We start from the raw sequence: 23,746 nt of genomic DNA, 5'->3' as shown, positions 1-23,746 counted from the left end.
ACGGCGACGGGCGGCCGGCTGCCTGCGGGCGTCACTCCTGCAGCTGAGCCGCCAGTCGCACCGCGGAATTGGTCTCCCCGTAGCCCTCGTAGCTACCTGTTCGCTGGACCACCTCGAAGAACAGATCGTCGCCGACGGTTCCGGTGAAGAAGTGGAAGAACTCCCCGCCGGACGCGTCCGCGTCGTACAGAATTCCCAGGCGTTGCATCGCGTCCAAGGTGTCGGATCCGAGCTCGAATCGCGCGTCGAGATCGCGGTAGTAGTTGGGAGAGATACGCAACGGGGTAAGGCCGCGGTCGACCATCGCCGACGCCGCAGCGTAGATGTCCTCGCATCCGAACGCCACGTGTCCGACGCCTCCGCGGCGGGCGGCGGGCAGCGGGTCCGAGTCGGACGGCCGGCCGGGAACCATGTTGAGCGAGAGCCGAATCGTGCCGCCCGCGGTGTCCAGCGTGAGGGCCTGGCTCCGCACCAGGCCGATCGCGTCGACGACGTCCTGCCCGTCGCGGGGCACCATGCCGAACACAGAACGCAACAAGAGCATCACGCCGTCCCAGCTCTCCGCGGGTACGGCCAGAGCGATGTGGTCGACGTGGGAGACACAGGCGTCATGGCGTTCTGTCACCCGAGGTGCCAGGTCGAACGCCGACTGCCAGGCACCCGCACTGTCTCGGGTGCGCAGGTCGAGCGAGGTTGCGCCGGTCACCGCAAGGCGCACCACCGCGTCGGTCGCGTCCGCAACACCCGGCATGGTGACGGTGGATGCGGTGACGCCGAGAGCGCGGGCCCGAGTGAGCCACAGATCGGGGCGCTCACTACGGACGCCGATCTGAGCCAACGCGGGCAAGTGGGCCGGGACGCCGGGCGCAGTCCACAACGTGTCCACGGTCGTGTCGACCGCCACCGCCAGTGGACCCTGGGTGAACAACGACAGTCCGTGTTCGCTGTGTGCAGCCGTCAGGTCGAAACCCAACTGGCGCAGAACGGTCCCCAGCTGCGCTGCCTTCGCCGGCCCCGCCGCTATCCGTAGGGATACGACGTTCTCGATCGGACCGGGCGGTGGAGGCGAGAAGAGATCTGTTTCTGCAGAGGGTGTTTCGATGGCGCGCACCTGCTCCTGCAGGTACAGCAGCGAGCGATGGGCGTCGGATGCCGTTCGCCCGGTGTCGGAGTGCCGGAAGACGTCGTTGAAGATCTCGAGCGACCATGGTCCGGTGTAGCCGGAGGCAACCACGTCCGCTCCGAAGCGAGCAAGATCGAAGTTGCCTTGCCCGGGGAAACACCGATGGTGGCGGCTCCATTGCAACACGTCCATCACCAGGTGAGGTGCGTCGGCCAGTTGGAGGAAGAAGATCTTCTCGCCCGGTATGTCGCGAATTCCCGCGGGATCGTCACCGCGGGAGAGGATGTGGAAACTGTCCAGGCAGGTGCCGAGTGCCGGATGGTCGACCTGTCGAACGATGTCCCAGGCATGACCGTAGGTATCGACGTGGGTGCCCCAGGCCAGCGCCTCGTACGCCAATCGCATTCCGCGCCGGTGCGCACGCTCGGCCAGAATCGCCATCTGTTCGATCAGCAGATCGTCCTCGCGCACAGCACCGGCCAGCGGCGAGGAACACACCAGCAGTAGATCGCATCCCAATTGCTCCATCACGTCGAACTTGCGCTCGATGCGAACGAGGTTACGGGCGAACTGATCCGGGTCTGCCGAGTCTGCGTCCCGAAACGGTTGATAGAGATCGAGAGTCAGGCCGAGATCGGCGGCCTTCTTCGCGATGTCCTCGGGCAGGTCGGGTGAGCTGATCAGATCCGGCTCGAACACCTCGAAGCCGTCGAACCCGGCATCTGCGATGGCACGCATCTTCTCGTCGAGCGATCCGCTGAGCGAGACCGTGGCGACGGACGTCGCGACGGCGCTCATGCGAGCGCTCCGGCTACCGCAGTGGCAGCGAGGCGATCCTCCAGCTCGATCAACGAGCTCATGTGGGCGATCATTCGATCCGCATCGGCGGTGCGGCCGGTGAAGATCTCGAATGCATCGGCGGCCTGGAATACGGCCATCCCGGTTCCGCTGAGCGTTCGACAACCGACTCTGGCTGCGGCCGAGAGCAACTCGGTCTCCGCCGGACGATAGACCACCTCGGCCACCCACATGCGCGGATCCAGGAGGTGCTCGGGCACGGCCGATCCCGGGTGCTCCACCATTCCGATCGGGGTCGCGTGCACCAGCCCGGTCGCGGTTTCGAGGACGGCGCCGAGCCGATCGAGTCCGGCCGAGAGAATCTCGACATGGGGGAACATCGCCACAAGGGAGTCTCGAAGTTGCTGCGCTCGAACAGGATCGGCGTCCACCAAGGTGAGTGTGGCTGCGCCGCGGCGCGCCATGGCGTACGCGACGGCTGCGCCTGCTCCCCCTGCACCGAGTTGGACCACATCGGCGAGGTCGGCACCGGGCAACCCGCGGCCGAAGTTGCGATCGAATCCGGACCAGTCGGTGTTGTGTCCGACGGCTCGGCCGTCCGCGAACACCACCGTGTTGACGGCCCCGAGTCGGGCCGCGTCGTCGGAGAGCTCGTCGAGGCAACCGATGACGCGTTGTTTGCACGGGTGAGTGATGTTCAGTCCACGAAATCCGACGTCGGCGGCCGTCGCTACCAGGCGGGGCAGATCCTCGACAGTCAGCCCACGTCGGTCGAGATCGATGATGCGGTAGAGGTAGTTCAGCCCCTGCTCGACACCTTCCTTCTCGTGCATGGCGGGCGTGAGCGACTTGCCGATACCCGTCCCGATCAGTCCACAGAGCACGGATTCCGGCATCTCGATCTCCTAGCTATTTAATGTACTAATTGGTGAGTTAGATCGACGGTACTACGCCGTCGCCCCGCGCCCAACCTTTTCCGCACAATCGACGGCGATAGAGTTGATCCATGCCTCCGCGCGCAACCGCCTCGTCCGACGACAGCAGCGGACCGGCCGTCAAACGTCGCCGCAACAGCGACCTGACCCGGCACAACATCCTCGAGGTAGCTACCGAAGAGTTCGCGGACAAGGGGTTCGCCGGTGCCCGCATCGACGAGATCGCCGAGCGGACGCACACGACGAAACGAATGTTGTACTACTACTTCACCGACAAGGAAGGCCTGTACAAGGCCGTTCTGGAACGGTCATACCTGCGCATTCGCGAGCGAGAACGAGCCGTGGACGTCGAAGGACTCGGACCGGTCGAGGCCATTCGCGCCATCGCGTCCCTCACCTTCGATCACCACGAACAAAATCCCGATTTCATCCGATTGGTGTCCACCGAGAACATCCTGCGCGGCGAGCACATCGGCACCTCGGAGGCACTGAGCAATCTGGGCAACCCCGCGGCCGAGCTGTTGGCCAGCATTCTCGAGCGCGGTCAGGCCGACGGGCTGTTTCGTACCGACGTCGACGCATTGGACATCCACATGGCCATCAGTAGTTTCTGTGTGTTCCGGCTGTCCAATCGCTACACCTTCGAGGCCCTGTTCGGTCGCGACCTCACCGACCCGGCGCACCGAGAACGACTGCGCTCCATGCTCGGCGACATGATCATCGCGTTTCTCACCAAACCGGCCCCCTGACGCGCTCGCCGAGTCCTTCGAATCTCATCCGGGGTTGACACGTGGCATGGATCACGTTCAGTATCTAGGAGCGCCTCGTTTTAACTATTTCGTACATTAGCGATCCGGTCGGCTGGATCGCAGTGTCGAAGGGCACCTCAGCTCCCCCCGTCACACGAAGAGAGACGAACGACGATGGATCCCGTCACAGCCGGACCGACCCCCACACCCCTTCGACCGGGTGCGAACCCGCGCAAAGCCGCCACCGCAGCATGGGTGGGCAGCGCGCTCGAGTACTACGACTTCTTCATCTACGGCACGGCGGCAGCCCTGGTATTCGGCCGCGTGTTCTTCCCCGGGTCGAATCCCGCCACCGGCACACTGTTGGCCCTGGCGACATTCGGCGTCGGCTACCTTGCGCGTCCGCTCGGAGCATTGGTGCTGGGACACATCGGTGATCGCTACGGCCGCAAGAAGGTCATGGTCGCCACCGTCCTGCTGATGGGTGTCGCGACCCTCGGGGTCGGCGTTCTCCCGTCCTACGAGTCCATCGGAATCGCTGCGCCGATCATCCTCGTTCTGCTTCGACTCGCGCAGGGATTCTCTGCCGGCGGTGAGCAGGCAGGCGCAAACTCGATGACACTCGAGCACGCCCCGGACAACCGCCGCGCGTTCTTCACCAGCTTCACACTCAGCGGCACCCAGGGCGGCCAGATTCTCGCCACCGCCGTATTCCTCCCCGTCGCGATGCTTCCCGAAGAGCAGCTGCTCAGCTGGGGCTGGCGAATCCCGTTCTTCCTCAGCGCATTCGTCGTCGTCGCCGCGTTCCTCATCCGCCGTTCGCTCGACGAGACCCCGGTGTTCGAGGAAGAGGTTGCTTCCAACGAACCGCAGCGCCTGCCCTTGGCCGAACTGCTGGCCGACCACTGGCGCGCAGTTCTTCGCGTCATGTTCGCCGCTGTGATCGCCTCGGTCAGCACCATCTTCACCGTCTACGCCCTGTCGTATGCCGTCAATACCGTTGGCCTCGAACGCACTCCGATGCTCTGGGTCGGCGTGCTCGCGAACGTGGTCGCACTGTTCTCGCTGCCCTTCTTCGGTTCGCTCTCCGACCGCGTCGGCCGCAAGCCGGTGTTCCTGTTCGGATCGATCGGCTGCGCCATCCTCATGTTCGGTTACCTCTGGTCCATCTCGATCGGTAGCTACGCACTGATCTTCGTCTTCGGCATCGTGATGTTCGGATTCGTCCACAGTGCTACCGGCGGAGTCTGGCCCTCGTTCTACGGCGAGATGTTCCCGGCTCGGGTTCGTCTGACCGGCACCGCCCTCGGTACCCAGATCGGCTTCGCCATCGCAGGATTCGCGCCCACCATCGCCGGAGCGATCGCCGGTGCCGAGATCGGTGCCTGGCTACCGGTCGCCATCGTCACCGCCGTGTTCTGTGCCATCAACGTCGCCATCGTCTCCACGTCCAAGGAAACGTTCCGCACGCCCACCGACGAACTCGGCACAAAGCCTCGTACCGTCGATGCAACCGCCACCGCGAACTTGCAGTGACCGTCGATGATCGACGCAGAACGGCCTGATACCCCGGGGTTGTGGCGAGTGTTCGCCGTGCAGTACGCGACTCGAACGGCACTGCGCAGCACACACTTCCACTATCCCGACAACCGTGGCGGCGAGCCACATCCCACTGCCTACTACGTGTGGCTCGCCCTCTCGCAGACCGACACCGTTCTGATCGACGCCGGGCTCGCCCCCTCCACCGCCGAAGGAATGCAGGGACTGGACTACTTCGGCTCCCCGCTCGAGATCATCGGCGGTCTGGGGATCGCGCCCGGCGACATCGATCTTTGTGTCTTGACGCACCTGCACTACGACCACACCGGGGTCGTGGCCGATCTACCCCGAGCCCGCTACGTCGTACAGCGGCGCGAGCTCGAGTACTGGAACGGTCCGTGGGCAACGCGCATCGAACAGGAGCGATGGTTGCACTCCAGACCGGACATCGATCACGTGGCCGCGAGCACGCGACTCGACCTCGTCGACGGAGATCGTGAACTGCTGGACGGTCTGTCGGTGCACTCCGTCGGCGGCCATACCGCAGGCATGCAGATTGTCCGAGTACGCACAGCGCGGGGAAACATCGTGCTGGCGTCGGACGCGAGCCACTTCTACGAGAACATCGAGTCCGACAACCCGTTCGCGATCCTGCATTACCTTCCGGACATGTTCGGAGCCTTCGACCGAATCCAGGAACTGGCCGACGGTCCCGATCACATCGTGCCCGGACACGACCCACTGGTGTCCGAACGATTCAGGGCAGTCGATCGACAGCCCCACGTGGTGAGCCTCGGCTGACCTTCCGAACGACGAAAGAGCCCCGATCATCACGATGATCGGGGCTCTTTCGTCGAATCGGCGACTGGTCAGGCCGACTTGTCGCGGCGTTCCGGCCGCTCGGGCTTGCGCGGCACGATCGTCGGCAGCACGTTGTCGTTGACCGTTTCTGCAGTGACGACAACCTTCTCCACGTCGTCGCGGCTGGGGATGTCGTACATCACCGGCAACAGCACTTCTTCCATGATCGCGCGAAGTCCACGAGCACCGGTACCACGGAGAATTGCCTGATCGGCAATTGCGTCCAAGGCCTCGGCAGTGAACTCGAGCTCCACACCGTCCATGTCGAACAGACGACGGTACTGCTTGACGAGCGCGTTCTTCGGCTCGGACAGAATCGTGACGAGCGATTCCTTGTCCAGGTTCGTGACCGACGCGATCATCGGCAACCGGCCGATGAACTCGGGGATCAGGCCGAACTTGATCAGATCCTCCGGCATGACCTCGGCGAAGTGGTCCTGGGTGTCGATCTCGGCCTTCGAGCGAACCTCGGCCCCGAAGCCCAGACCACGCTTGCCGACGCGATCGGACACGATCTTCTCGAGACCGGCGAAGGCACCGGCGACGATGAAGAGCACGTTCGTCGTGTCGATCTGGATGAACTCCTGATGCGGATGCTTGCGACCGCCCTGCGGCGGCACGCTGGCCTGAGTTCCTTCCAGAATCTTCAGCAATGCCTGCTGGACGCCTTCACCGGACACATCTCGCGTGATCGACGGGTTCTCGCTCTTGCGGGCGATCTTGTCGACCTCGTCGATGTAGATGATGCCGGTCTCGGCGCGCTTGACGTCGTAATCGGCGGCCTGGATCAGCTTGAGCAGGATGTTCTCGACGTCCTCGCCGACGTATCCGGCCTCGGTGAGCGCGGTGGCGTCGGCGATGGCGAACGGCACGTTGAGCATCTTGGCCAGCGTTTGCGCGAGATACGTCTTTCCGCAGCCCGTCGGTCCGAGCATCAGAATGTTGGACTTCGCCAGTTCGACCGACTCGCCCCGCACGTCACGGGCCTTGTCACCGGCCTGGATTCGCTTGTAGTGGTTGTAGACCGCAACGGCCAGCGTGCGCTTGGCAGCGTCCTGACCGATCACGTAATTTTCGAGAAAATCCTTGATCTCGGAGGGCTTGGGTAGGTCGTCGAGCTTGACTTCGCTCGATTCGGCCAACTCCTCCTCGATGATCTCGTTGCACAGGTCGATGCACTCATCGCAGATGTACACCCCTGGTCCAGCAATGAGCTTCTTGACCTGCTTCTGGCTCTTGCCGCAGAACGAGCACTTCAGCAGATCGCCACCGTCACCGATGCGTGCCATTCGGAGGTTCCTACTTCCTTGTCCGCGTACGCCCCACGCCGTCCGACTGTGCCGAGACACCGTGGGCTACTTCCCGGGCTTTCGTCGTGCCGATATCGACCGCCCGAGTTCTTGGGTGCGACGCTACCCGTGTTCGCCGAACATGGGCGGGTTGTTTCCGGTGATTCGCCACCCGATTTCGTCTGTACCAGAAATCGGGCCGTCGATCGCGATCGCCGGGCGGAGTTTCTCACTCGCGCCCGGCGCCGGAACTCGAGCCGGACCGCTACGGCCCGACCGGTGGTACTCGCAGTGCTACTTCTGTGCGGAAAGCTTGCGGTACTCGAACACGGTGTCGATGATGCCGTAGTCCTTGGCCTGCTCCGCGGTGAGAATCTTGTCGCGATCGGTGTCCTTGCGGATGACGTCGGGGTCCTTGCCGGTGTGGCGACCGAGAGTGGTCTCCATGAGACGACGCATGCGCTCGATCTCCGCAGCCTGGATCTCGAGGTCCGAGACCTGGCCCTGGATTCCACCGCTGGAAGGCTGGTGGATGAGCACCCGTGCGTTCGGCAGAGCCGCACGCTTGCCGGGCGTACCGGCGGCGAGCAGAACTGCCGCGGCAGAGGCGGCCTGGCCGAGGCAGACGGTCGCAACGTCGGCGCGGACGTACTGCATGGTGTCGTAGATCGCCATCAGCGATGTGAACGATCCGCCGGGCGAGTTGATGTACATGGTGATGTCCCGGTCGGGGTCGAGCCCCTCGAGCACCAACAGCTGCGCCATGACGTCGTTGGCCGACGCGTCGTCGACCTGCACGCCGAGGAAGATGATGCGCTCCTCGAACAGCTTGTTGTACGGGTTCGATTCCTTGACGCCGTAGCTGGAGTGCTCGACGAAGGACGGAAGGATGTACCGCGAGGACGGCAACTGGTTGGGATCGAACAGGTTTGTCATCGTTTCTCCAAGATGTGAGTGATCGAGGTCGCCGGTACAGGCCGATTTACTCGCCGATTCCGCCGGCCTGCTGCGCGCGGCTGACGACGTGATCCACGAACCCGTATTCCTTGGCGGCCTGGGCGGTGAACCACCGGTCGCGATCGGAGTCCTCGGTGATCTGCTCGACGGTCTGGCCGGTGTGCTGAGCGATGAGCTCGGCCATCTCACGCTTGGTGTGCGCGAACTGCTCGGCCATGATGGCGATGTCGGATGCGCTGCCGCCGATACCGGCCGAGGGCTGGTGCATCATGATGCGCGCGTGCGGCAGGGCGTACCGCTTGCCCTTGGCACCGGCCGAGAGCAGGAACTGACCCATCGAAGCGGCCAAACCCATGCCGTAGGTCGCGATGTCGCACTCGGCGAATTCCATGGTGTCGAAGATGGCCATGCCCGCGGTGACCGAGCCACCGGGCGAGTTGATGTACAGCGAAATGTCGCGAGTGGCATCCTCGGCGGAGAGCAACAGGATCTGGGCGCACAACTTGTTGGCGATGTCGTCGTCGACCTGGGTACCGAGGAAAATGATGCGGTTTTGAAGCAGACGCTCGTACACGGAGTCGCTGAGATTCAACCCTGCTGCGGCCGAAGTCATGACGGGACTCTGCTCGTGCGAAGCCGCCGGATTCTGAACAGTCACGGTACCTGCCTTTTCATAACAAATCGTTGGTTCCTGACACAGACACTAACGAAAGACGGCGGCTCCGGAGTCCCGGAACCGCCGTCGTTCGCTGTGAGCGTTACTTCTCTTGTTCGCCCTCGGAAGAATCAGCTGCTTCGACCTCGTCGGGAGCATCGGCGGGGCTACCGAACAGCTCGGCCGTGTCGACGCTCGCGCCGTTGGTGTCGGTCACGGTGACGCGCTCGACGACCGAAGCGAGGGCCTTACCGCGCTTGACGTCGGCGAACACCGCGCCGAGCTGGTTGGCCTGCTGCACCTGCTGGATGAACTGCTCGGGCGGCATGCCGTAGCGCTGCGCCTGGAAGATGATCCGCTCGGTGAGCTCTTCCTGCCCGACCTGCGTGTTCTCGGCCTCGGCGATCGCATCGAGAAGGAGCTGGGTACGCACCGACTTCTCGGCACCTTCCTTGACGTCCTTGTCGAATTCCTCGCGGCTCGAACCCTGAGATTCGAGCAGCTCGGCGAGTGCTTCCTCGTTGTGATCGAGGCCGTGAATGGCCTCGTGCACCTGGGAATCGACCTCGGCCTTGACGACGGCCTCGGGAGCCGGAATCTCGAGCGTCTCGAGCAACGTCTCGAGCACCTTGTCGCGGATCTGACCGGCCTGCTCGACCTTCGCGACTCGCTCGACGCGCGTCTTCAGGTCGGCGAGCAGCTCGTCGAAGGTGTCGAACTCGCTGGCGAGCTGGGCGAACTCGTCGTCGGCCTCGGGCAGCTCGCGCTCCTTGACGGACACGACCTTGACCGTGACGACAGCTTCCTTGCCTGCGTACTCGCCGGCGACCAGAGTCGAGGTGAACTCCTTCGACTCGTCCGCGGAGACCCCGATGATCGCATCGTCGAGTCCCTCGATGAGCTGGCCGGAGCCGACCTCGTGGGACAGTCCGCTCGCGGTTGCCTCGTCCACGTTCTCGCCGTCGACAGTGGCCGAGAGGTCGATCGAGACGAAGTCACCGGACTGAACCGGGCGATCGACGCCGGTCAGGGTGCCGAAACGCTGGCGCAGCGACTGCAGCTGCTCGTCGACGGCCTCGTCCTTGATCTCGAGCGGATCGACGACGACGCTGATGGTCGAGTAGTCCGGCAGTGCGATCTCGGGACGCACGTCGACCTCGGCGGTGAACGTGAGCTCCGTACCGTCTTCGATCTTGGTGATCTCGATCTCGGGCTGGCCGATGACCTTGACCTTTTCGTTCGTCACGGCCTCTGAGTAACGGGCGGGAAGAGCGTCGTTGACGACCTGCTCGAGCACCGCACCACGGCCGACGCGCGCTTCGAGCAACTTGGCCGGAGCCTTACCGGGACGGAATCCGGGGAGGCGGATCTGCTGAGCCAAAGCCTTGTATGCGCGGTCGAAATCAGGCTTGAGCTCCTCGAAGGGCACCTCAACGTTGATACGGACTCGCGTCGGGCTCAGCTGCTCGACGGTGCTCTTCACGGGACATGCTCCTTCTGGTAATTCTTGCTTGCTGGTGGTGCTTACGGTGCTGGCTTGCGGTCTTACCTCGCTCGCCGCGAAACACGGCGAACCGTGCCTGCGGCCCTCATTTGTCGGGGTGACAGGAATTGAACCTGCGACCCTCCGCTCCCAAAGCGGATGCGCTACCAAGCTGCGCCACACCCCGTCGTACCCACACCATTGAACAGCAACCGATAGTAGCCCCTCATCGGCGCCCCACCGATGGCGTTCGGGCGAACCCGGCGCGGCATGCCGGTTTGGAATCCGGCGACGGCTTTGGGTACAGTCTTGAAACGCAGGCGACGGAACTGGCGATCCCACGACTGTTGTTTGCACGCCGATGTAGCTCAATGGTAGAGCCCCTGTCTTCCAAACAGGCTACGCGAGTTCGATTCTCGTCATCGGCTCCATCGAAAAGCCCCGTACTTTCAGTGCGGGGCTTTTTCGTGTCCGCGTACCCTGAAACGGAGTCCGAATTGTCCGAACGAACCGGACATGCACCGTCGGCGGAAGGCCCGAAGTGGAAATAGTCCTGATCGTCCTCGTCATCGCCGCAGTGGCCCTGTTGGTGCTGCGAAGCAAGAAGAACTCGGCTGCGGCGGCCGAAACTGCACTGGCCGACGCCAAGGCCGACGCCCGCCAGTCGATCGAACGCCTCGGCGGTCAGGTCTACAACCTGATCGGCACCGACACACCGTCCAAGCAGGCCCTGGCCGATGCGTCCGAGCGCAATATCGCCGCCGGGTCGCAGATCGACCAGGCCACCACCCCCGAACAGGCCAGACTGGCCAAGCAGACGGCACTCGAGGGGCTCTACTACATCCGCGCGGCACGCCTGGCCATGGGCATGGACCCAGGCCCGGAGGTGCAGGGCATCGACGGCCAGCAGCAGGCCGGACGAGTCAGCGAAGAGCGCAAGGTCGACTTCGAGGGCCGCGAGATCGCAGCGTCACCCGATCCGTCGGACCGCACCCCGAACTACTACCCGGGCGGCCGCGTAGCAGGCCGTCCGGTCCCTGCGGGCTGGTACTCCGAGCCGTGGTGGCGGCCCGCCCTGGTCGCCGGCGCGTGGGGAATGGGTTCGATGTTCCTGTTCTCGGCGATGTTCTCCGGCATGGCGGGAGTGCCGGACGAGACGGCAGCGGGCGGAGACATGGGAGCCGACGGCTCGGGCGATGGTTCCGGCGGTGACGACTACAACGGGGACGGTTCCGGCGGCGACGACTACAGCGGCGGCGACACCGACTTCGGTGCCATGGACGGCGGCGGGGGCATGTTCGACGGCGGAGGCGACTTCGGCGGTGGAGGCGACTTCGGCGGGTTCTAGGCTGCCTGACAGACCGGGCACCAGAACAGGTTTCGCGCCTGCATCGTCGAGTGCAGGACTTCGGTCCCGCACACGCGGCACGGAAGGCCTTGCCTGCGGTAGACGTACGAGCGAGGTCGACGGGCACCGTAGGTGTCTCCGTGATCGTCCTCGGGCCGGATGGTGATGATGCGACCGCGTCGAACGCCGATCTTCATCAGGTCGACGAGGTCGAACCAGATCGCGTCCCACTCGGCTCGATCGAGGTCCTTCCCCGGGCGCATCGGATTGATCTCGTGGCGAAACAGGATTTCGGCGCGATAGACGTTTCCGACGCCGGCCAGCACCTTCTGATCCATCAGTAGTGTCCCGATCGCGGTGCGCGACTTGGAGATTCGCATCCAGGCCGCGTCCGGATCTGCATCCTTGCGGAGCGGGTCCGGCCCGAGCCGCGCCAGAAGGGCGTCGACCTGCTGCTCGGTGTAGATCTCGCACGCGGTGGGGCCGCGCAGGTCGGCACCGTACTTCTCCCCCACCATGCGCAGACGTACTGCGCCCACCGGATCGTCCAGTGGCACTGCCTGTTCGGTGAACTTTCCGTACAGGCCCAGGTGAATGTGCACGATCAGATCGGTCTCGTAACGGTGCAGCAGATGCTTGCCCCAGGCCTCCGCTCTTTCGAGCACGAGCCCGTCGATCAGCGCGGCACCGGAGGTGAACCGTCCCTGGGGACTGCTCGCCTCGACCGGTGCCCCGCCGAACCGTCGTTGATGCAGCCGAGCGAGTCGGTGCAGGTTGTGGCCTTCGGGCACCTACGCGGGCTTTCCCGGAACCTCGGGTGCCTCGCCACTGCGCTCGTACTCGGACAGGATGTCGATGCGGCGCTGGTGGCGCTCCTCGCCCGAGAACGGAGTGCCGAGAAACGCGTCGACGATGGCGAGGGCTTCGGGCAACGTGTGCATACGGCCACCGATGCCGATGAGCTGAGCATCGTTGTGCTCGCGGGCCAGCTTTGCGGTCTCGACGCTCCATGCCAGTGCGCAGCGAGCGCCCGGCACCTTGTTCGCAGCGATCTGCTCGCCGTTTCCGGAGCCGCCGAGCACCAGTCCGCGGCTGCCCGGATCGGCGACGACGCGCCGTGCTGCGTCGATGCAGAAGGCCGGGTAGTCGTCGACGGGGTCGTAGTCGAAGGCACCGCAGTCGACGGGCTCGTGCCCGGTCGCCGTCAGGTGTTCGATGATCTGATTCTTGAACTCGAGGCCGGCGTGGTCGGCACCCAGGTATACGCGCATGCCTAGAGTCTGACAGGTGAACTCACGAGCCGAGAAATTCGCCGGTGTCGACGGCGCGAAGGGTGCATGGGTGGTTGCAGTCTTCGACGGCTCGGGACTGACGTGGACCGGCTGCTCCTCCGTGGCCGAGGTGTTGGAGCACACCCGAGACTGCGCGCGAGTGGGCGTCGACATGCCACTGTCTCTGCCGGTGGACGGCTATCGCATCAGCGAACTCGAGGCGAAGGCGTTTCTCGGCCGGGCGCGAAGCTCCATATTCCACACGCCCGTTGTCGACGTTCTCGACGCCTCGACATACGAGCATGCCTGCGCACTCTCGCGCAGCATCACCGGCAAAGCGATCAGCAAGCAGACGTGGCACATCCTGCCTGCTGTGCAGTCATGGCGCGAGGCGGACTTCGATCCCGACATCTACGTCGAGGTCCATCCCGAATGTTCTTTCCGGGCAATGTCACCGACGACGACGTTCGCATCGAAGAAGAGCGGCCGCGGCGTCGGACAGCGGTTGGCTGCGCTGGGACGGTGGAGCGGGCATCTCGACCTGGACGACCTCCCGGACGGGCCGGTCGTCGACGACTTTCTCGACGCGGCCGCAGCGGCGTGGTCGGCGAGGCGATTCCACGTCGGCGAGCACCGAACTTTCGGTACCGCCGACGCGTCGGATCGCATCGTCGCCTAGTCACCCCGCGCGTGAAAGTTCGCCTCCTGCTACGAATTTCCACGCGCGAGATGCTCGTGCGATCAGTCGAACTGTGGATCCTCGTCGCGCGTGCGCTTGAGCTCGAAGAAGTGCGGGTACGAGGCGAAGATCACCGACGCGTCCCACAGCTTGCCCGCCTCTTCGCCACGCGGGATTCGCGAGATCACCGGGCCGAAGAACGCGACTCCGTTGACGTGGATGGTCGGGGTGCCCACGTCGGGGCCCACCTTGTCCATTCCTGCGTGATGGCTGGTGCGCAGGTCCTCGTCGAAGTCGGTGCTCTCGGCTGCGGTCGCGAGATCGGCAGGCAGGTCCAGTTCAGCCAAGGACTCTCGGATGACGACGTCGAAATCCTTGTTGCCCTGGTTGTGGATTCGCGTACCCATGGCGGTGTACAGCGGCGAGAGGATCTCGTCACCCTTCAGCTTCGCGGCGGCGATCGCCACCCGAACCGGACCCCACGCCTTCTTCATCATCGTGGCGTATTCCTCGGGCAGATCGCGGCCCTCGTTGAGTACGGCCAGGCTCATGACATGGAAGTTCACGTCGATGTCTCGCACCTGCTGCACCTCGAGAATCCAGCGCGAGGTTATCCAGCACCACGGGCACAGTGGGTCGAACCAAAAATCCGCAGTGTCTTTCTGTCCTGAACCGGCCACTGTCTACTCCTTGGAAGTCGAGGTCAACATCTCTTCTTGCGATAACAACCGCCCACCGCGCATACATTCCGCACTACCGGTCGGCCAGCGCGAGCCACTCGTGACGTGATGGGATGGACAGCACTACCCATAACTACACGAAGAGGTGTCGACTGAAGTGGTTGCTCCCAACCTGACGCGTGACCAAGCCTCCGAACGTTCGGCGATCATCGGGGAAACGAAGTACGCGATCGTTCTCGATCTCACCGACGGCGAAGGCAATCCGGGCGAGAAGACGTTCCGCTCGCTCACCACCATCACGTTCGCGGCCACCGCCGGATCGTCGACTTTCGTGGACATCATTGCGAGCACGATTCGCTCCGCGACGCTCAACGGCACCGCCCTCGACACTGAGAACTACGACGAGTCGACGGGTATCGCACTCGAGAATCTGTCCGAACACAACGAGCTCGTCATCGACGCGGACTGCCTCTACTCGCACACCGGTGAGGGCCTGCACCGATTCGTCGACCCGTCGGACGGTTCGGTGTACCTGTACTCGCAGTTCGAGACCGCCGACGCCAAGCGAATGTTCGCCTGCTTCGATCAGCCCGATCTCAAGGCCACCTTCGACCTGAAGGTCACCGCTCCCGAGAGCTGGACCGTGATCTCCAATGCCGCGCACGGTGCCGAGCCTGCCGCGGGAGAGCACGTGTTCGACACGACCCCGCTGATGAGTACCTATCTCGTCGCGCTGATCGCCGGACCGTACGCGGAGTGGACCGACTCCTACACCGACGATCACGGCACTATCCCGCTCGGAATCTACTGCCGCGCAACGCTTGCGGAGCACATGGATGCGGAGCGCCTGTTCACCGAGACCAAGCAGGGCTTCGGTTTCTACCACGAGAACTTCGGCACCCCGTACGCATTCGGCAAGTACGACCAGCTCTTCGTACCGGAGTTCAACGCCGGTGCCATGGAGAACGCCGGCGCCGTCACGTACCTCGAGGACTACGTCTTCCGGTCCAAGGTGACACGGGCCTCGTACGAGCGTCGCGCCGAGACGGTGCTGCACGAGATGGCGCACATGTGGTTCGGCGACCTGGTGACCATGACGTGGTGGGACGACCTGTGGCTCAACGAATCGTTCGCCACGTTCGCCTCTGTTCTCTGCCAGTCCGAGGCCACCGAGTACTCGAACGCATGGACCACGTTCGCCAACGTCGAGAAGGCATGGGCGTACCGCCAGGACCAGTTGCCCTCGACGCATCCCATCGCAGCGGACATCCCCGACCTGGCCGCGGTGGAGGTCAACTTCGACGGGATCACCTACGCAAAGGGCGCGAGTGTGCTCAAGCAGTTGGTGGCCTACGTGGGCAAGGAAGACTTCCTGGCCGGACTGCGGGCATATTTCGTCGACCACGCCTTCGCCAATGCCACCTTCTCGGATTTGCTTGCTGCCCTGGAGAAGTCGTCGGGTCGCGACCTGTCCGACTGGGGCACGCAGTGGCTGCGGACAACCGGCCTGAACACTCTGAGCCCGGACTTCGACGTCGATGGCGACGGTAAGTTCACGCGCTTCGCGGTTCGGCAGAGCGGTGCCGCGCCGGGTGCAGGCGAGCATCGAGTCCACCGCATCGCCGTCGGCATCTACGACGACGTCGACGGCAAGCTCGTGCGCACCGACCGAGTGGAGCTCGATCTCGATGCAGCCGAATCGACGAATGTCGATGCGCTGGTCGGCGTCTCGCGAGGCAAGCTGGTGCTGGTCAACGACGACGACCTGACGTACTGCGCGGTGCGTCTGGACCCGGACTCGCTCGAGACGCTCCTGTCTCGGATCGGCGACATCGCCGAACCACTCCCCCGCACCCTCGCGTGGTCGGCAGCGTGGGAGATGACTCGATCGGCCGAGATGAAGGCCCGAGATTTTGTTGCCCTCGTCCAGCGCGGAATCGGCGGCGAGAGCGAAGTGGGTGTGGTGCAACGCCTTCTGCTGCAGGCACAGACCGCCATCACCAGCTACGCCGATCCAGCGTGGGCGTCCGAGCACGGCACCCCCGAGTTCGCCGACGCACTGCTGGAACTGGCACGCGGTGCCGAGGCGGGCTCGGATCACCAGCTGGCGTTCGTCAACGCCCTCACCGGTACCGAACTCCACGACCGCCACATCGACGTGCTGCGTGCCCTGCTCGACGGGGACGCCGACGGTCAGTCCCTGTCCGGCCTCGGCGTCGATACCGACCTGCGGTGGCGAATCGTCACGGCGCTGGCCGCGGCCGGAGCGATCGACTCCGACGGGCTCGATTCGCCGGTCATCGATGCAGAAGCGAGCGCGGACAACACCGCCGCCGGGGCAAGGTCGGCCGCGGCTGCGCGGGCCGCTCGACCGAGCGCCGAGGTCAAGGAGCAGGCCTGGACAACCGTCGTCGACGACGACTCGGTGCCGAACATCACGGCGCGCTCGATCATCGGCGGCTTCGCGGGGCCCGGCCAGGGCGAGTTGCTCGAGCCCTACGTCGCCCGCTACTTCGATGCCATCGAGGGTGTCTGGTCTCGTCGATCCAGCGAGGTGGCGCAGACCGTCGTGATCGGGCTGTACCCCTCCTGGTCGATCAGTGAACAGTCACTCGCGGCCGCGGACGGGTTCCTGGAGGGCGAACTGCCTCCGGCACTCCGTCGCCTGGTGATCGAGGGACGGGCAGGCGTCGTCCGGGCTCTCGCAGCACGGGAGTTCGACGCGAGCTGATCGCTCCCGCACATACGACCAGGGCCGGTTGCTCCACCGCGAGGTGGAACAACCGGCCCTGGTCGTGAAAGCGCGCTCAGGTGGTGACCGCTAGGGACTGAGGATGGACGCAGCCATCACCCGCACGGAAGCGACGAGACCGTCGATCAGGTTGCCGTCGCGGAACGGCCCGAGCGCAGCCGTCACACCCAACTGCGCAACGCGGTCGGTCGCTCGGTTCGAGACGCGCTTACCGCTGCGAATCTCCAGGGCGTGCCGATTGGGGTCGACGGCGATCAAAATCGATCGAACAGCGTCGGGCGTGCCCGGAAACACCGATTCGACACCAGCGGCCGGATCGTCTCCGAGATCACCGATGTAGATGTTGAACCGAATCTTGGTCTGCCGAGTCGCCTCGGTCAGCGCGTCGTCGAGGGCCACCAGTTCCTGCGTCGCAAAAGGCAGGTGCTCGGGATTGACCGTTCCGAACTCGTGAGCAGCCGAGACGCGACCACTCGCCGTCACAGCAGCCCCGAACGGCAGGTCTTCTTCCTTGATGTCGCTGCGGACGAGTTCACCACTTGCCACTTGCAGCACCTCCGATCGAGTCGGCTGCGTCGGCATCGTGCGATCCGTGGCCTCCGAAGGGAGTCACCTCGTCCGTTGCGCTCCACAGCAATGGCTCGCGCGTCCACTCGTCCGTCAGTCGGTAGGGAGGAACATCCATACCGGGCTGCTTGTCGGTCAGGTAGGACAACGCGCCGATGAGTCCGATCACCGCAACCGGAATCACCCCGAAAATCAGCGTGGTCTCAAAAATGCTCACAGGGTGTGACGTTAGTCGACAATTGCGCGTCGGACCACGTCGGGGCCGGTGTTGTGACCGAAATGGTCACACAGGTCGACCGTCAGGCCGCACCCTCGCCGAGATACGCCAGCCAACTGGGGTCCAACTCCTTCGTCGTCGCCAACAGACGCCAGTGCGGACCCTTCGGAGGCACCAGCTGCGCGCGCAACGTCCACCCGATCTCACTGAGGAGTTTGTCGGCCTTGCGGTGATTGCACGACGCGCAACACGCGACGCAGTTCTCCCACGAGTGACCGCCTCCGCGGCTTCGCGGCACCACATGGTCGACAGTCTCGGCCTTGCTCCCGCAGTACGCGCACCGAAAGCGGTCGCGATGCATCAGCGCGGCGCGTGTCATGGGCACACGGGCCCGATACGGAACGCGAACGAAGGTCCGCAACCTGATCACCGACGGCACCTGCACCGAGAACCCGGCCGATCGAATGAACGGTCCTTCCGGATCGTCGTGCACCACGTCGGCCTTCCCACAAACGAGAAGAACCACCGCCCGGCGCATCGGAAGCGCGGTCAGTGGTTCGAATGTGGCGTTGAGGAGCAGCACACGGCGCTTGACCCACGCCGGTACGGCGTCGTCGCCCGTGGCATCGTGGGCCGTCGGCACCACGCGCAGCGGAGAAGCCCCCGAGGCCGTCTCACGCTGGTCGTGCGCGCTGCGGCCCTCAGTGGGCGGGAGTTGTCGGTGGCGATGTTGAGAGTTCTTCATGCGTTACTCCAGAAGCAGTCGGCGCCCGCGCATGGCTTGCGTGGAACACGATTCACAGTGGAACACGAATGCACCGCCCGCGCACAGGCTTTTTCTCCGCATTTCCTGTTGCCGATCGGTGAACATTTCGCATCCTCACGCTCGGCACGGCCGAACGACGCCGCCATGCGCTGCATGACTGGCGAGAATTCTGGGTCTCCGTAGACTTTTCGGGTGTCTGTATCAACCCTTCTGTCCGCATCACCCCTTTCCGAGCCGTCGCTTCTGCGGGAGCTCGACACCCGAGCCTTCGAGCTGACGGATACCGGACGCGACTGGCTGGTCGATCGGCCGCTGCAGGTCCTCGGTTATCTGGTCCTCGCCGTAGTGCTGCGCCTGTGTCTGCACCGGATGATCAACCGTTTCACCGACAACAGCAGCGGAAAATCGCCGATCCTGCTGCGACCGCTTCGCGACCGCTCGTCCGGCACCGTCAAGGGTGCAATCCTCAACGAGCGTCGCAAACAACGGGCCAGCACGATCGGCTCGGTGCTCAAGTCGGCCGTCTCGGTCATGATTCTCACCTGGTTCGTGCTCTCGGTTCTCGACGTCGTCGGCGTCAACGTGGCACCGTTCATCGCGTCCGCGGGCATCGTCGGTGTCGCACTCGGTTTCGGTGCCCAGAACCTGGTGCGAGACTTCCTGTCCGGAATCTTCATGCTGCTCGAGGATCAGTACGGAGTAGGCGACGTCGTCGACCTCGGTGAGGCCACCGGCACCGTCGAGAGCGTGGGTCTGCGGGTCACCACGATCAGAGATATCAACGGCACGGTGTGGTACTGCCGCAACGGCGAGGTGCTGCGCGTGGGGAACATGAGCCAGGGCTTCGCGGTCGCCGTTCTCGATCTCCCCATCTCGCACACGGCGAACATCGAGCACGCCTGCGAGGTGGCCGAACGCACCACTGCGTCGTTGGTGAAGTCCGGCGACTTCGAGAACGACATCCTCGAACCGCCCGAGATGCTCGGAGTCAACGCGGTCAGCGCAGACACCGTCACCATCCGCATCACGATCAAAACGCGCCCCGGACGCCAGTGGGCCGTCCAGCGCCGCCTTCATCAGGACATCCTCGAGGCCTTCGACGACGCCGACATCAAAGCGCCGTATGCATTGGGGCGTCCGGGTGGGGTCGCGGCCGACTCCGGCTCCTGAGGGACAATGAGCGGTGGACGCCGATCGAGAGCCCGCAGAAACGACGAGAAACAAGAGAGTGTGATGACCGAACCGCAGCAGACGTTCTACGACGCGGTCGGCGGTGCCGAGACGTTTCGGTTACTCACGGCGAAGTTCTACGAAGAAGTCGCCAAGGACGAGATCGTTCGCCCGCTGTATCCCGAGGAGGATCTCGGACCGGCCGAACGGCGGATGCGAATGTTCCTCGAACAGTACTGGGGTGGTCCGCGGACCTACTCGGACGAACGTGGCCATCCTCGATTGCGGATGCGGCACAACCCGTTTCGAATCGGGCCGATCGAACGAGATGCGTGGCTTCGATGCATGCACATCGCGATCGCGTCCATCGACCCGTCGGTGTTGGACGCTGCACACCGTGCGCAGCTCACCGATTACATGGACATGGCCGCGAATTCGATGGTGAACTCGGCTATCTGAGAAGGCGTGTGGTCACAGCGACCCGACGCGCTGCGGACTGGTGCCCCTGGACGTTCTGCGCTTGCTGACTCTGCTCCGCAGGGCACCGGCAAGCTTGAGCGCGAAGCTCACCGGCCGGGGCAGGTGTTGGCGGAGGATGGCGTGCTTGCGCACGTAGTTCTCCACGTGCCATTCGGTCCAGGTGCCCGCACGAAAGAGTGCCGCGTCTCCTGCGACCAGGGTGCGCGGTGCGTGATCGTCACTCGAGACAGTCACCGAACCGTCCATGATGTGCACGATCTCGTCGACTGCGAAGAACCAGCGGAACCGGCCGGCCGTGCAGTCCCAGACATTGGTGGTCGTTGTGCCGTCGATGCTCTTCGACCACTCGGCGACGCGTGCGTGCGGGTTCCCTTCGAGAATCCACGTCGGCTCGATGGGACTGTCGTCGAGCGCGATGTCTCCGAGCCGTACTGCTTCGATGGTCGACGTAGTCATGGCGTGGGTCGCGTCCTCACCGTCGGGCGCGGCTTCCGCCGCTACTGGTTTCCGATGCAGAACATACAACACTTTCCAAAGCAACAGGCACGTGTCGGTCATGTGAATGAGCACAAAGCTTTACTCGACGTTGACCGGGAATGATCGGTCCGATCGACCCCAGCGCCCCTGAATCGTTACGCGGCCGGTCGTTTGGCACTATTGCCACTTGTGACCGATCCGATCGAGAGCTCCGAGTTGTTGTGGTGGCAGGACGCCGTCTTCTACCAGATCTATCCCCGGTCTTTCGCGGACTCCAACGGCGACGGGGTCGGTGACCTCGACGGTATTCGGGACAAGCTCGGCTACCTCGAATTGCTGGGGATCGACGCCGTCTGGATCGGCCCCATCACCCGATCACCGATGGCCGATCACGGATACGACGTGTCCGATCCCCGCGACATCGACCCACTGTTCGGAAATCTCGAGATCTTCGATGCACTGGTCGACGAGGCGCATGCTCGCGACATCAAGGTCACGATGGACCTGGTGCCCAACCACACCAGCGTCGAGCACCCGTGGTTCCGGTCGGCTCTGACGGCACCACGCGGAAGCGCCGAGCGTGCCCGCTACATCTTTCGCGACGGCCGCGGTGACGACGGTTCACAACCGCCGAACAACTGGCCGAGCATCTTCGGCGGCCCGGCGTGGACCCGCATCGCCGAACCCGACGGCACCCCCGGGCAGTGGTACCTGCACATCTTCGCGCCCGAGCAACCGGATCTGAACTGGGACAACCCCGAAGTGTTCGAGGATTTCGCGCGCACATTGAGGTTCTGGCTCAACCGCGGCGTGGACGGATTCCGACTCGACGTGGCACACGGCATGGCCAAACCAGCAGACCTGGCCGACATGAGTCTCGAACTCAACGCGCTGATGAAGAACGACGACGACGATCCTCGGTTCAACAATCCCCGCGTCCACGCCCTCCACCGGCGCATCAGAACGGTCATGGACGAGTTTCCCGGAACGGTCACCGTCGGCGAGATCTGGGTACAGGACAATGTTCGGTTCTCCGAGTACATCAGGCCGGACGAGCTGCACCTGGGATTCAACTTCCGTTTGGCCAGTGTCGATTTCGACGCCGAGACCATCCGTGACGCCATCTCCAACTCACTCGCCGCCGTCGAGCTCGTCGACGGCACTCCGACGTGGACGCTGTCCAACCACGATGTCGAACGTGAGGTCACCAGGTACGGCGGCGGGGACGTCGGCCGCACCCGTGCTCGCGCCATGATTCTGGTCGAATTGGCCCTTCCCGGAACGATCTTCGTCTACAACGGTGCCGAGCTCGGGCTGCCCAACGTACAGCTGCCCGACAGCGCGCTCCAGGACCCGGTGTGGGAGCGCTCCGGGCACGCCGAACGGGGTCGCGACGGCTGCCGGGTGCCGATGCCCTGGGAAGGACACGAACCACCGTTCGGATTCTCCTCCACCGATCGAACCTGGTTGCCGATGCCGCCGGAGTGGGACGGACACACCGCCGAGGCACAACTCGAAGACGTCGATTCCATGCTGAGCCTGTACCGCACGGCCTTCGAGCTCCGAGCCCTGCGTCCGGAATTCACCGGTGCCGGAATCGATTGGTACGGAGCGCCCCCCGGCTGCCTGGCGTTCCGTCGACGCGGAGGACTCATCTGCGCCCTGAACGCATCCGACGAGCCGATCCCCCTGCCCCCTGGCGAGTTACTGCTTGCCAGTGCCCCACTGGTGAACGGCCGACTCGACGCGAACGCCGCAGCCTGGCTCGTCTAGCGCTCCACCGTCAGCGACAGCTGGTGGCCGGCGCGGCGAACGTACACCGAACCGTAGCGGGCGTCGAGACGTAACCACACCGGTGATATGCGCACCCGCACCACCTCGTCGGCGGCGATCCGATCCGGATCGACGTCGATCGTCATGGGGTCACTGCCACTGTGGGGCACGAATCCCATTGCCGTCAAGGCAAATACGGTGCGCATCGAGATCGACACTTCGTCGACGTCGCCGGCGACGTGCAGCACCTCCTGTTCGAGCAGCGAACTCGGCGGGCCATGGCTGCTTCCGTGCTCCTTCGCCAGTGCCGCGCCGCGTTGCGCAAGCCCGACCAGTACCCGGGCAGGCACATCGTCGAGATGCTCGAATCCGCCGTCCGGGGGCAGTGCTCCACGCCATGCGGAGTCCATCGAGAATCCCGGGTCCACCACGCCGTCGTCCGCGTGCGGCAGCGCGGCAGCCAGCACGTCGGCACCCGCGCACGTATCGTCGGGCACCACGGTACCGGTGACCACTCGCGCCGCCAGGGCATCGAATCCGGTGATCGCCCAACAGGACACGCCCCCGCCCGCACGCGTTCGCATGCGGATCACCGCCGCCTCGTCCAATCGCAATGCCTTGGTGCAGAACGTCGCCAGATTCTCACGATCGACCGCTTCGGGAACGGTCAGTACGCGCTCATACACGCTGCCAGCTCACCAGAAACGCACGCTCTTCCGGGGTGAGCCGGCGCAGCCGCTGTGCATCGATATCGAAGGCTGCGATCTGCGTCGAGGCCACCACGGCCGCCGGAGTATCGAGCGATGCACCCCGCGCCCGCACCTCGTATCCCACGACGAAGTCCACTGCACGGACCGCATCGATCCACATGAAGACATCCAGTGGACCGTCCTCGTGCCGAAGCTGGCCTCGATACTTCACGTGCAGATCCGCGATCACTGCTCCGTGGCGCAGATTTGCCGTCGGCCTGCCGTCCACCAACAGCCATGGGATGCGCGCCTCTTCGAGAAGCGTCACCATCCGGGCATGGTTGATGTGTTGGTAGACATCCATATCCGACCACCGCACGTCCACGGCGGCATGAAAGCCCACTCGCTCGGTTGCAGGTCGTTTGTCGGACAGATGGTCGTCGGGCACACTCACGTGGTCGTTTCCTCTTCTCGGTCGAGTGTCGCGG

24 protein-coding genes and 2 tRNA genes are annotated in these 23,746 nt (G+C 64.3%); 10 read left to right on the top strand and 16 right to left on the bottom strand.

Translation table 11 applies throughout. The features are described 5' to 3' along the window. Positions 1-31 precede the first annotated feature (31 nt). Together CH305_RS18855 and CH305_RS18850 are read right to left on the bottom strand one after the other, a co-directional pair. Positions 32-1,921, bottom strand: coding sequence for a sugar phosphate isomerase/epimerase and 4-hydroxyphenylpyruvate domain-containing protein (locus CH305_RS18855; RefSeq protein WP_094610066.1), 1,890 nt, complete (start codon positions 1,919-1,921; stop codon positions 32-34). After that, the gene (locus CH305_RS18850) at positions 1,918-2,817 is read right to left on the bottom strand and encodes a shikimate dehydrogenase (protein ID WP_094704585.1); all 900 of its coding nucleotides are present in this window, start codon (positions 2,815-2,817) and stop codon (positions 1,918-1,920) included. Before CH305_RS18850 ends, CH305_RS18855 begins: the two co-directional genes overlap by 4 nt. Before the next feature lie 110 nt (positions 2,818-2,927). Here CH305_RS18850 and CH305_RS18845 point away from each other — a divergent pair, with 110 nt between their 5' ends. The 3 genes from CH305_RS18845 (at position 2,928) to CH305_RS18835 (ending at position 5,945) form a co-directional block, all read left to right on the top strand. Beyond that, positions 2,928-3,605: a TetR/AcrR family transcriptional regulator gene (locus CH305_RS18845; protein ID WP_032402382.1), complete on the top strand. Its 678-nt coding sequence runs from the start codon at positions 2,928-2,930 to the stop codon at positions 3,603-3,605. A 174-nt stretch (positions 3,606-3,779) separates the two neighbouring features. Beyond that, positions 3,780-5,141 carry an MFS transporter gene (locus CH305_RS18840; protein ID WP_094704584.1) on the top strand — a complete coding sequence of 454 codons (1,362 nt, stop codon included), beginning with the start codon at positions 3,780-3,782 and terminating at the stop codon, positions 5,139-5,141. Positions 5,142-5,147: 6 nt separating this feature from the next. Beyond that, positions 5,148-5,945, top strand: coding sequence for an N-acyl homoserine lactonase family protein (locus CH305_RS18835; protein ID WP_094704583.1), 798 nt, complete (start codon positions 5,148-5,150; stop codon positions 5,943-5,945). A gap of 68 nt (positions 5,946-6,013) precedes the next feature. On the opposite strand, the gene clpX is transcribed toward CH305_RS18835, so the two are convergent. From clpX to CH305_RS18810, 5 genes are all read right to left on the bottom strand, one after another. Beyond that, a complete protein-coding gene (gene clpX / locus CH305_RS18830) occupies positions 6,014-7,294 on the bottom strand; it encodes an ATP-dependent Clp protease ATP-binding subunit ClpX (RefSeq protein WP_032379220.1) in 1,281 nt (426 codons plus the stop codon). Between the two features lie 294 nt (positions 7,295-7,588). Further along, complete coding sequence (locus tag CH305_RS18825; protein ID WP_008715342.1) at positions 7,589-8,230, bottom strand: ATP-dependent Clp protease proteolytic subunit; 642 nt, start codon at positions 8,228-8,230, stop codon at positions 7,589-7,591. A gap of 46 nt (positions 8,231-8,276) precedes the next feature. Continuing rightward, positions 8,277-8,909 carry an ATP-dependent Clp protease proteolytic subunit gene (locus tag CH305_RS18820; RefSeq protein WP_032379221.1) on the bottom strand — a complete coding sequence of 211 codons (633 nt, stop codon included), beginning with the start codon at positions 8,907-8,909 and terminating at the stop codon, positions 8,277-8,279. A gap of 100 nt (positions 8,910-9,009) precedes the next feature. Next, positions 9,010-10,389, bottom strand: a complete 1,380-nt coding sequence (tig, locus tag CH305_RS18815; protein WP_179278345.1) for a trigger factor — start codon at positions 10,387-10,389, stop codon at positions 9,010-9,012. A 113-nt stretch (positions 10,390-10,502) separates the two neighbouring features. Next, a tRNA-Pro gene (locus CH305_RS18810) sits at positions 10,503-10,576 on the bottom strand. 170 nt (positions 10,577-10,746) lie between these two features. On the opposite strand from CH305_RS18810, the gene CH305_RS18805 reads away from it, so the two are divergent. Beyond that, a tRNA-Gly gene (locus CH305_RS18805) sits at positions 10,747-10,820 on the top strand. A gap of 110 nt (positions 10,821-10,930) precedes the next feature. Beyond that, positions 10,931-11,737 carry a hypothetical protein gene (locus tag CH305_RS18800; protein WP_094704581.1) on the top strand — a complete coding sequence of 269 codons (807 nt, stop codon included), beginning with the start codon at positions 10,931-10,933 and terminating at the stop codon, positions 11,735-11,737. Here CH305_RS18800 and CH305_RS18795 read toward each other — a convergent pair. Together CH305_RS18795 and CH305_RS18790 are read right to left on the bottom strand one after the other, a co-directional pair. Further along, positions 11,734-12,528: an Fpg/Nei family DNA glycosylase gene (locus tag CH305_RS18795; RefSeq protein ID WP_094704580.1), complete on the bottom strand. Its 795-nt coding sequence runs from the start codon at positions 12,526-12,528 to the stop codon at positions 11,734-11,736. The two genes, CH305_RS18800 and CH305_RS18795, sit on opposite strands and share 4 nt — an antisense overlap. Continuing rightward, positions 12,529-13,008, bottom strand: a complete 480-nt coding sequence (locus CH305_RS18790) for a ribose-5-phosphate isomerase (RefSeq protein WP_032379225.1) — start codon at positions 13,006-13,008, stop codon at positions 12,529-12,531. A 16-nt stretch (positions 13,009-13,024) separates the two neighbouring features. Between CH305_RS18790 and CH305_RS18785 the strand changes: the two genes are divergently transcribed. Next, positions 13,025-13,687, top strand: a complete 663-nt coding sequence (locus CH305_RS18785) for a DUF429 domain-containing protein (protein ID WP_094704579.1) — start codon at positions 13,025-13,027, stop codon at positions 13,685-13,687. A gap of 62 nt (positions 13,688-13,749) precedes the next feature. Here CH305_RS18785 and CH305_RS18780 read toward each other — a convergent pair whose 3' ends face one another. Further along, the gene (locus CH305_RS18780; RefSeq protein ID WP_032402378.1) at positions 13,750-14,367 is read right to left on the bottom strand and encodes a DsbA family protein; all 618 of its coding nucleotides are present in this window, start codon (positions 14,365-14,367) and stop codon (positions 13,750-13,752) included. Between the two features lie 157 nt (positions 14,368-14,524). Here CH305_RS18780 and pepN point away from each other — a divergent pair, with 157 nt between their 5' ends. Next, the gene (gene pepN / locus CH305_RS18775) at positions 14,525-17,098 is read left to right on the top strand and encodes an aminopeptidase N (protein ID WP_094704578.1); all 2,574 of its coding nucleotides are present in this window, start codon (positions 14,525-14,527) and stop codon (positions 17,096-17,098) included. A gap of 90 nt (positions 17,099-17,188) precedes the next feature. Here pepN and CH305_RS18770 read toward each other — a convergent pair whose 3' ends face one another. The 3 genes from CH305_RS18770 to CH305_RS18760 all read right to left on the bottom strand — a co-directional run bounded on the left by CH305_RS18770 (position 17,189) and on the right by CH305_RS18760 (position 18,648). Continuing rightward, complete coding sequence (locus tag CH305_RS18770) at positions 17,189-17,665, bottom strand: DUF5130 family protein (protein ID WP_032402376.1); 477 nt, start codon at positions 17,663-17,665, stop codon at positions 17,189-17,191. Further along, entirely contained in the window at positions 17,652-17,903 is a 252-nt protein-coding gene (locus tag CH305_RS18765; protein WP_032379229.1) for a hypothetical protein, read from the bottom strand. The genes CH305_RS18770 and CH305_RS18765 overlap by 14 nt, the downstream gene beginning before the upstream one ends. A gap of 82 nt (positions 17,904-17,985) precedes the next feature. Then, the gene (locus tag CH305_RS18760) at positions 17,986-18,648 is read right to left on the bottom strand and encodes an HNH endonuclease (RefSeq protein ID WP_170944789.1); all 663 of its coding nucleotides are present in this window, start codon (positions 18,646-18,648) and stop codon (positions 17,986-17,988) included. 231 nt (positions 18,649-18,879) lie between these two features. Between CH305_RS18760 and CH305_RS18755 the strand changes: the two genes are divergently transcribed. Both CH305_RS18755 and CH305_RS18750 read left to right on the top strand, forming a co-directional pair. Then, positions 18,880-19,839 carry a mechanosensitive ion channel family protein gene (locus tag CH305_RS18755; RefSeq protein WP_094704655.1) on the top strand — a complete coding sequence of 320 codons (960 nt, stop codon included), beginning with the start codon at positions 18,880-18,882 and terminating at the stop codon, positions 19,837-19,839. Positions 19,840-19,902: 63 nt separating this feature from the next. Continuing rightward, positions 19,903-20,298, top strand: a complete 396-nt coding sequence (locus CH305_RS18750; RefSeq protein WP_032402374.1) for a globin — start codon at positions 19,903-19,905, stop codon at positions 20,296-20,298. 12 nt (positions 20,299-20,310) lie between these two features. Here the strand turns inward: CH305_RS18750 and CH305_RS18745 are convergent, their stop codons facing one another. Further along, positions 20,311-20,775 carry a cupin domain-containing protein gene (locus CH305_RS18745; protein ID WP_032402373.1) on the bottom strand — a complete coding sequence of 155 codons (465 nt, stop codon included), beginning with the start codon at positions 20,773-20,775 and terminating at the stop codon, positions 20,311-20,313. Between the two features lie 210 nt (positions 20,776-20,985). On the opposite strand from CH305_RS18745, the gene CH305_RS18740 reads away from it, so the two are divergent. Further along, positions 20,986-22,569 carry a glycoside hydrolase family 13 protein gene (locus CH305_RS18740; RefSeq protein ID WP_094704577.1) on the top strand — a complete coding sequence of 528 codons (1,584 nt, stop codon included), beginning with the start codon at positions 20,986-20,988 and terminating at the stop codon, positions 22,567-22,569. Here the strand turns inward: CH305_RS18740 and CH305_RS18735 are convergent. Both CH305_RS18735 and CH305_RS18730 read right to left on the bottom strand, forming a co-directional pair. Continuing rightward, positions 22,566-23,255 (bottom strand): hypothetical protein, encoded by a 690-nt coding sequence (locus tag CH305_RS18735; RefSeq protein ID WP_094704576.1) that lies wholly within the window; start codon positions 23,253-23,255, stop codon positions 22,566-22,568. The two genes, CH305_RS18740 and CH305_RS18735, sit on opposite strands and share 4 nt — an antisense overlap. Then, complete coding sequence (locus tag CH305_RS18730) at positions 23,248-23,712, bottom strand: thioesterase family protein (protein ID WP_052058437.1); 465 nt, start codon at positions 23,710-23,712, stop codon at positions 23,248-23,250. Before CH305_RS18730 ends, CH305_RS18735 begins: the two co-directional genes overlap by 8 nt. Positions 23,713-23,746: the final 34 nt, after the last annotated feature.

It is taken from the genome of Rhodococcus sp. 15-649-2-2 (assembly GCF_002258645.1).
Lineage (GTDB): Bacteria > Actinomycetota > Actinomycetes > Mycobacteriales > Mycobacteriaceae > Rhodococcoides.
This window is presented reverse-complemented; position numbering and strand designations above follow the sequence as displayed.

What these genes read in the sequence shown, in the direction of transcription:
- CH305_RS18855 (WP_094610066.1), bottom strand. Translation starts at nt 1,921, where the DNA reads ATGAGCGCCGTCGCGACGTCCGTCGCCACGGTCTCGCTCAGCGGATCG.
- CH305_RS18850 (WP_094704585.1), bottom strand. Translation starts at nt 2,817, where the DNA reads ATGCCGGAATCCGTGCTCTGTGGACTGATCGGGACGGGTATCGGCAAG.
- CH305_RS18845 (WP_032402382.1), top strand. Translation starts at nt 2,928, where the DNA reads ATGCCTCCGCGCGCAACCGCCTCGTCCGACGACAGCAGCGGACCGGCC.
- CH305_RS18840 (WP_094704584.1), top strand. Translation starts at nt 3,780, where the DNA reads ATGGATCCCGTCACAGCCGGACCGACCCCCACACCCCTTCGACCGGGT.
- CH305_RS18835 (WP_094704583.1), top strand. Translation starts at nt 5,148, where the DNA reads ATGATCGACGCAGAACGGCCTGATACCCCGGGGTTGTGGCGAGTGTTC.
- clpX (WP_032379220.1), bottom strand. Translation starts at nt 7,294, where the DNA reads ATGGCACGCATCGGTGACGGTGGCGATCTGCTGAAGTGCTCGTTCTGC.
- CH305_RS18825 (WP_008715342.1), bottom strand. Translation starts at nt 8,230, where the DNA reads ATGACAAACCTGTTCGATCCCAACCAGTTGCCGTCCTCGCGGTACATC.
- CH305_RS18790 (WP_032379225.1), bottom strand. Translation starts at nt 13,008, where the DNA reads ATGCGCGTATACCTGGGTGCCGACCACGCCGGCCTCGAGTTCAAGAAT.
- CH305_RS18760 (WP_170944789.1), bottom strand. Translation starts at nt 18,648, where the DNA reads ATGAAGAACTCTCAACATCGCCACCGACAACTCCCGCCCACTGAGGGC.
- CH305_RS18750 (WP_032402374.1), top strand. Translation starts at nt 19,903, where the DNA reads ATGACCGAACCGCAGCAGACGTTCTACGACGCGGTCGGCGGTGCCGAG.
- CH305_RS18745 (WP_032402373.1), bottom strand. Translation starts at nt 20,775, where the DNA reads ATGACTACGTCGACCATCGAAGCAGTACGGCTCGGAGACATCGCGCTC.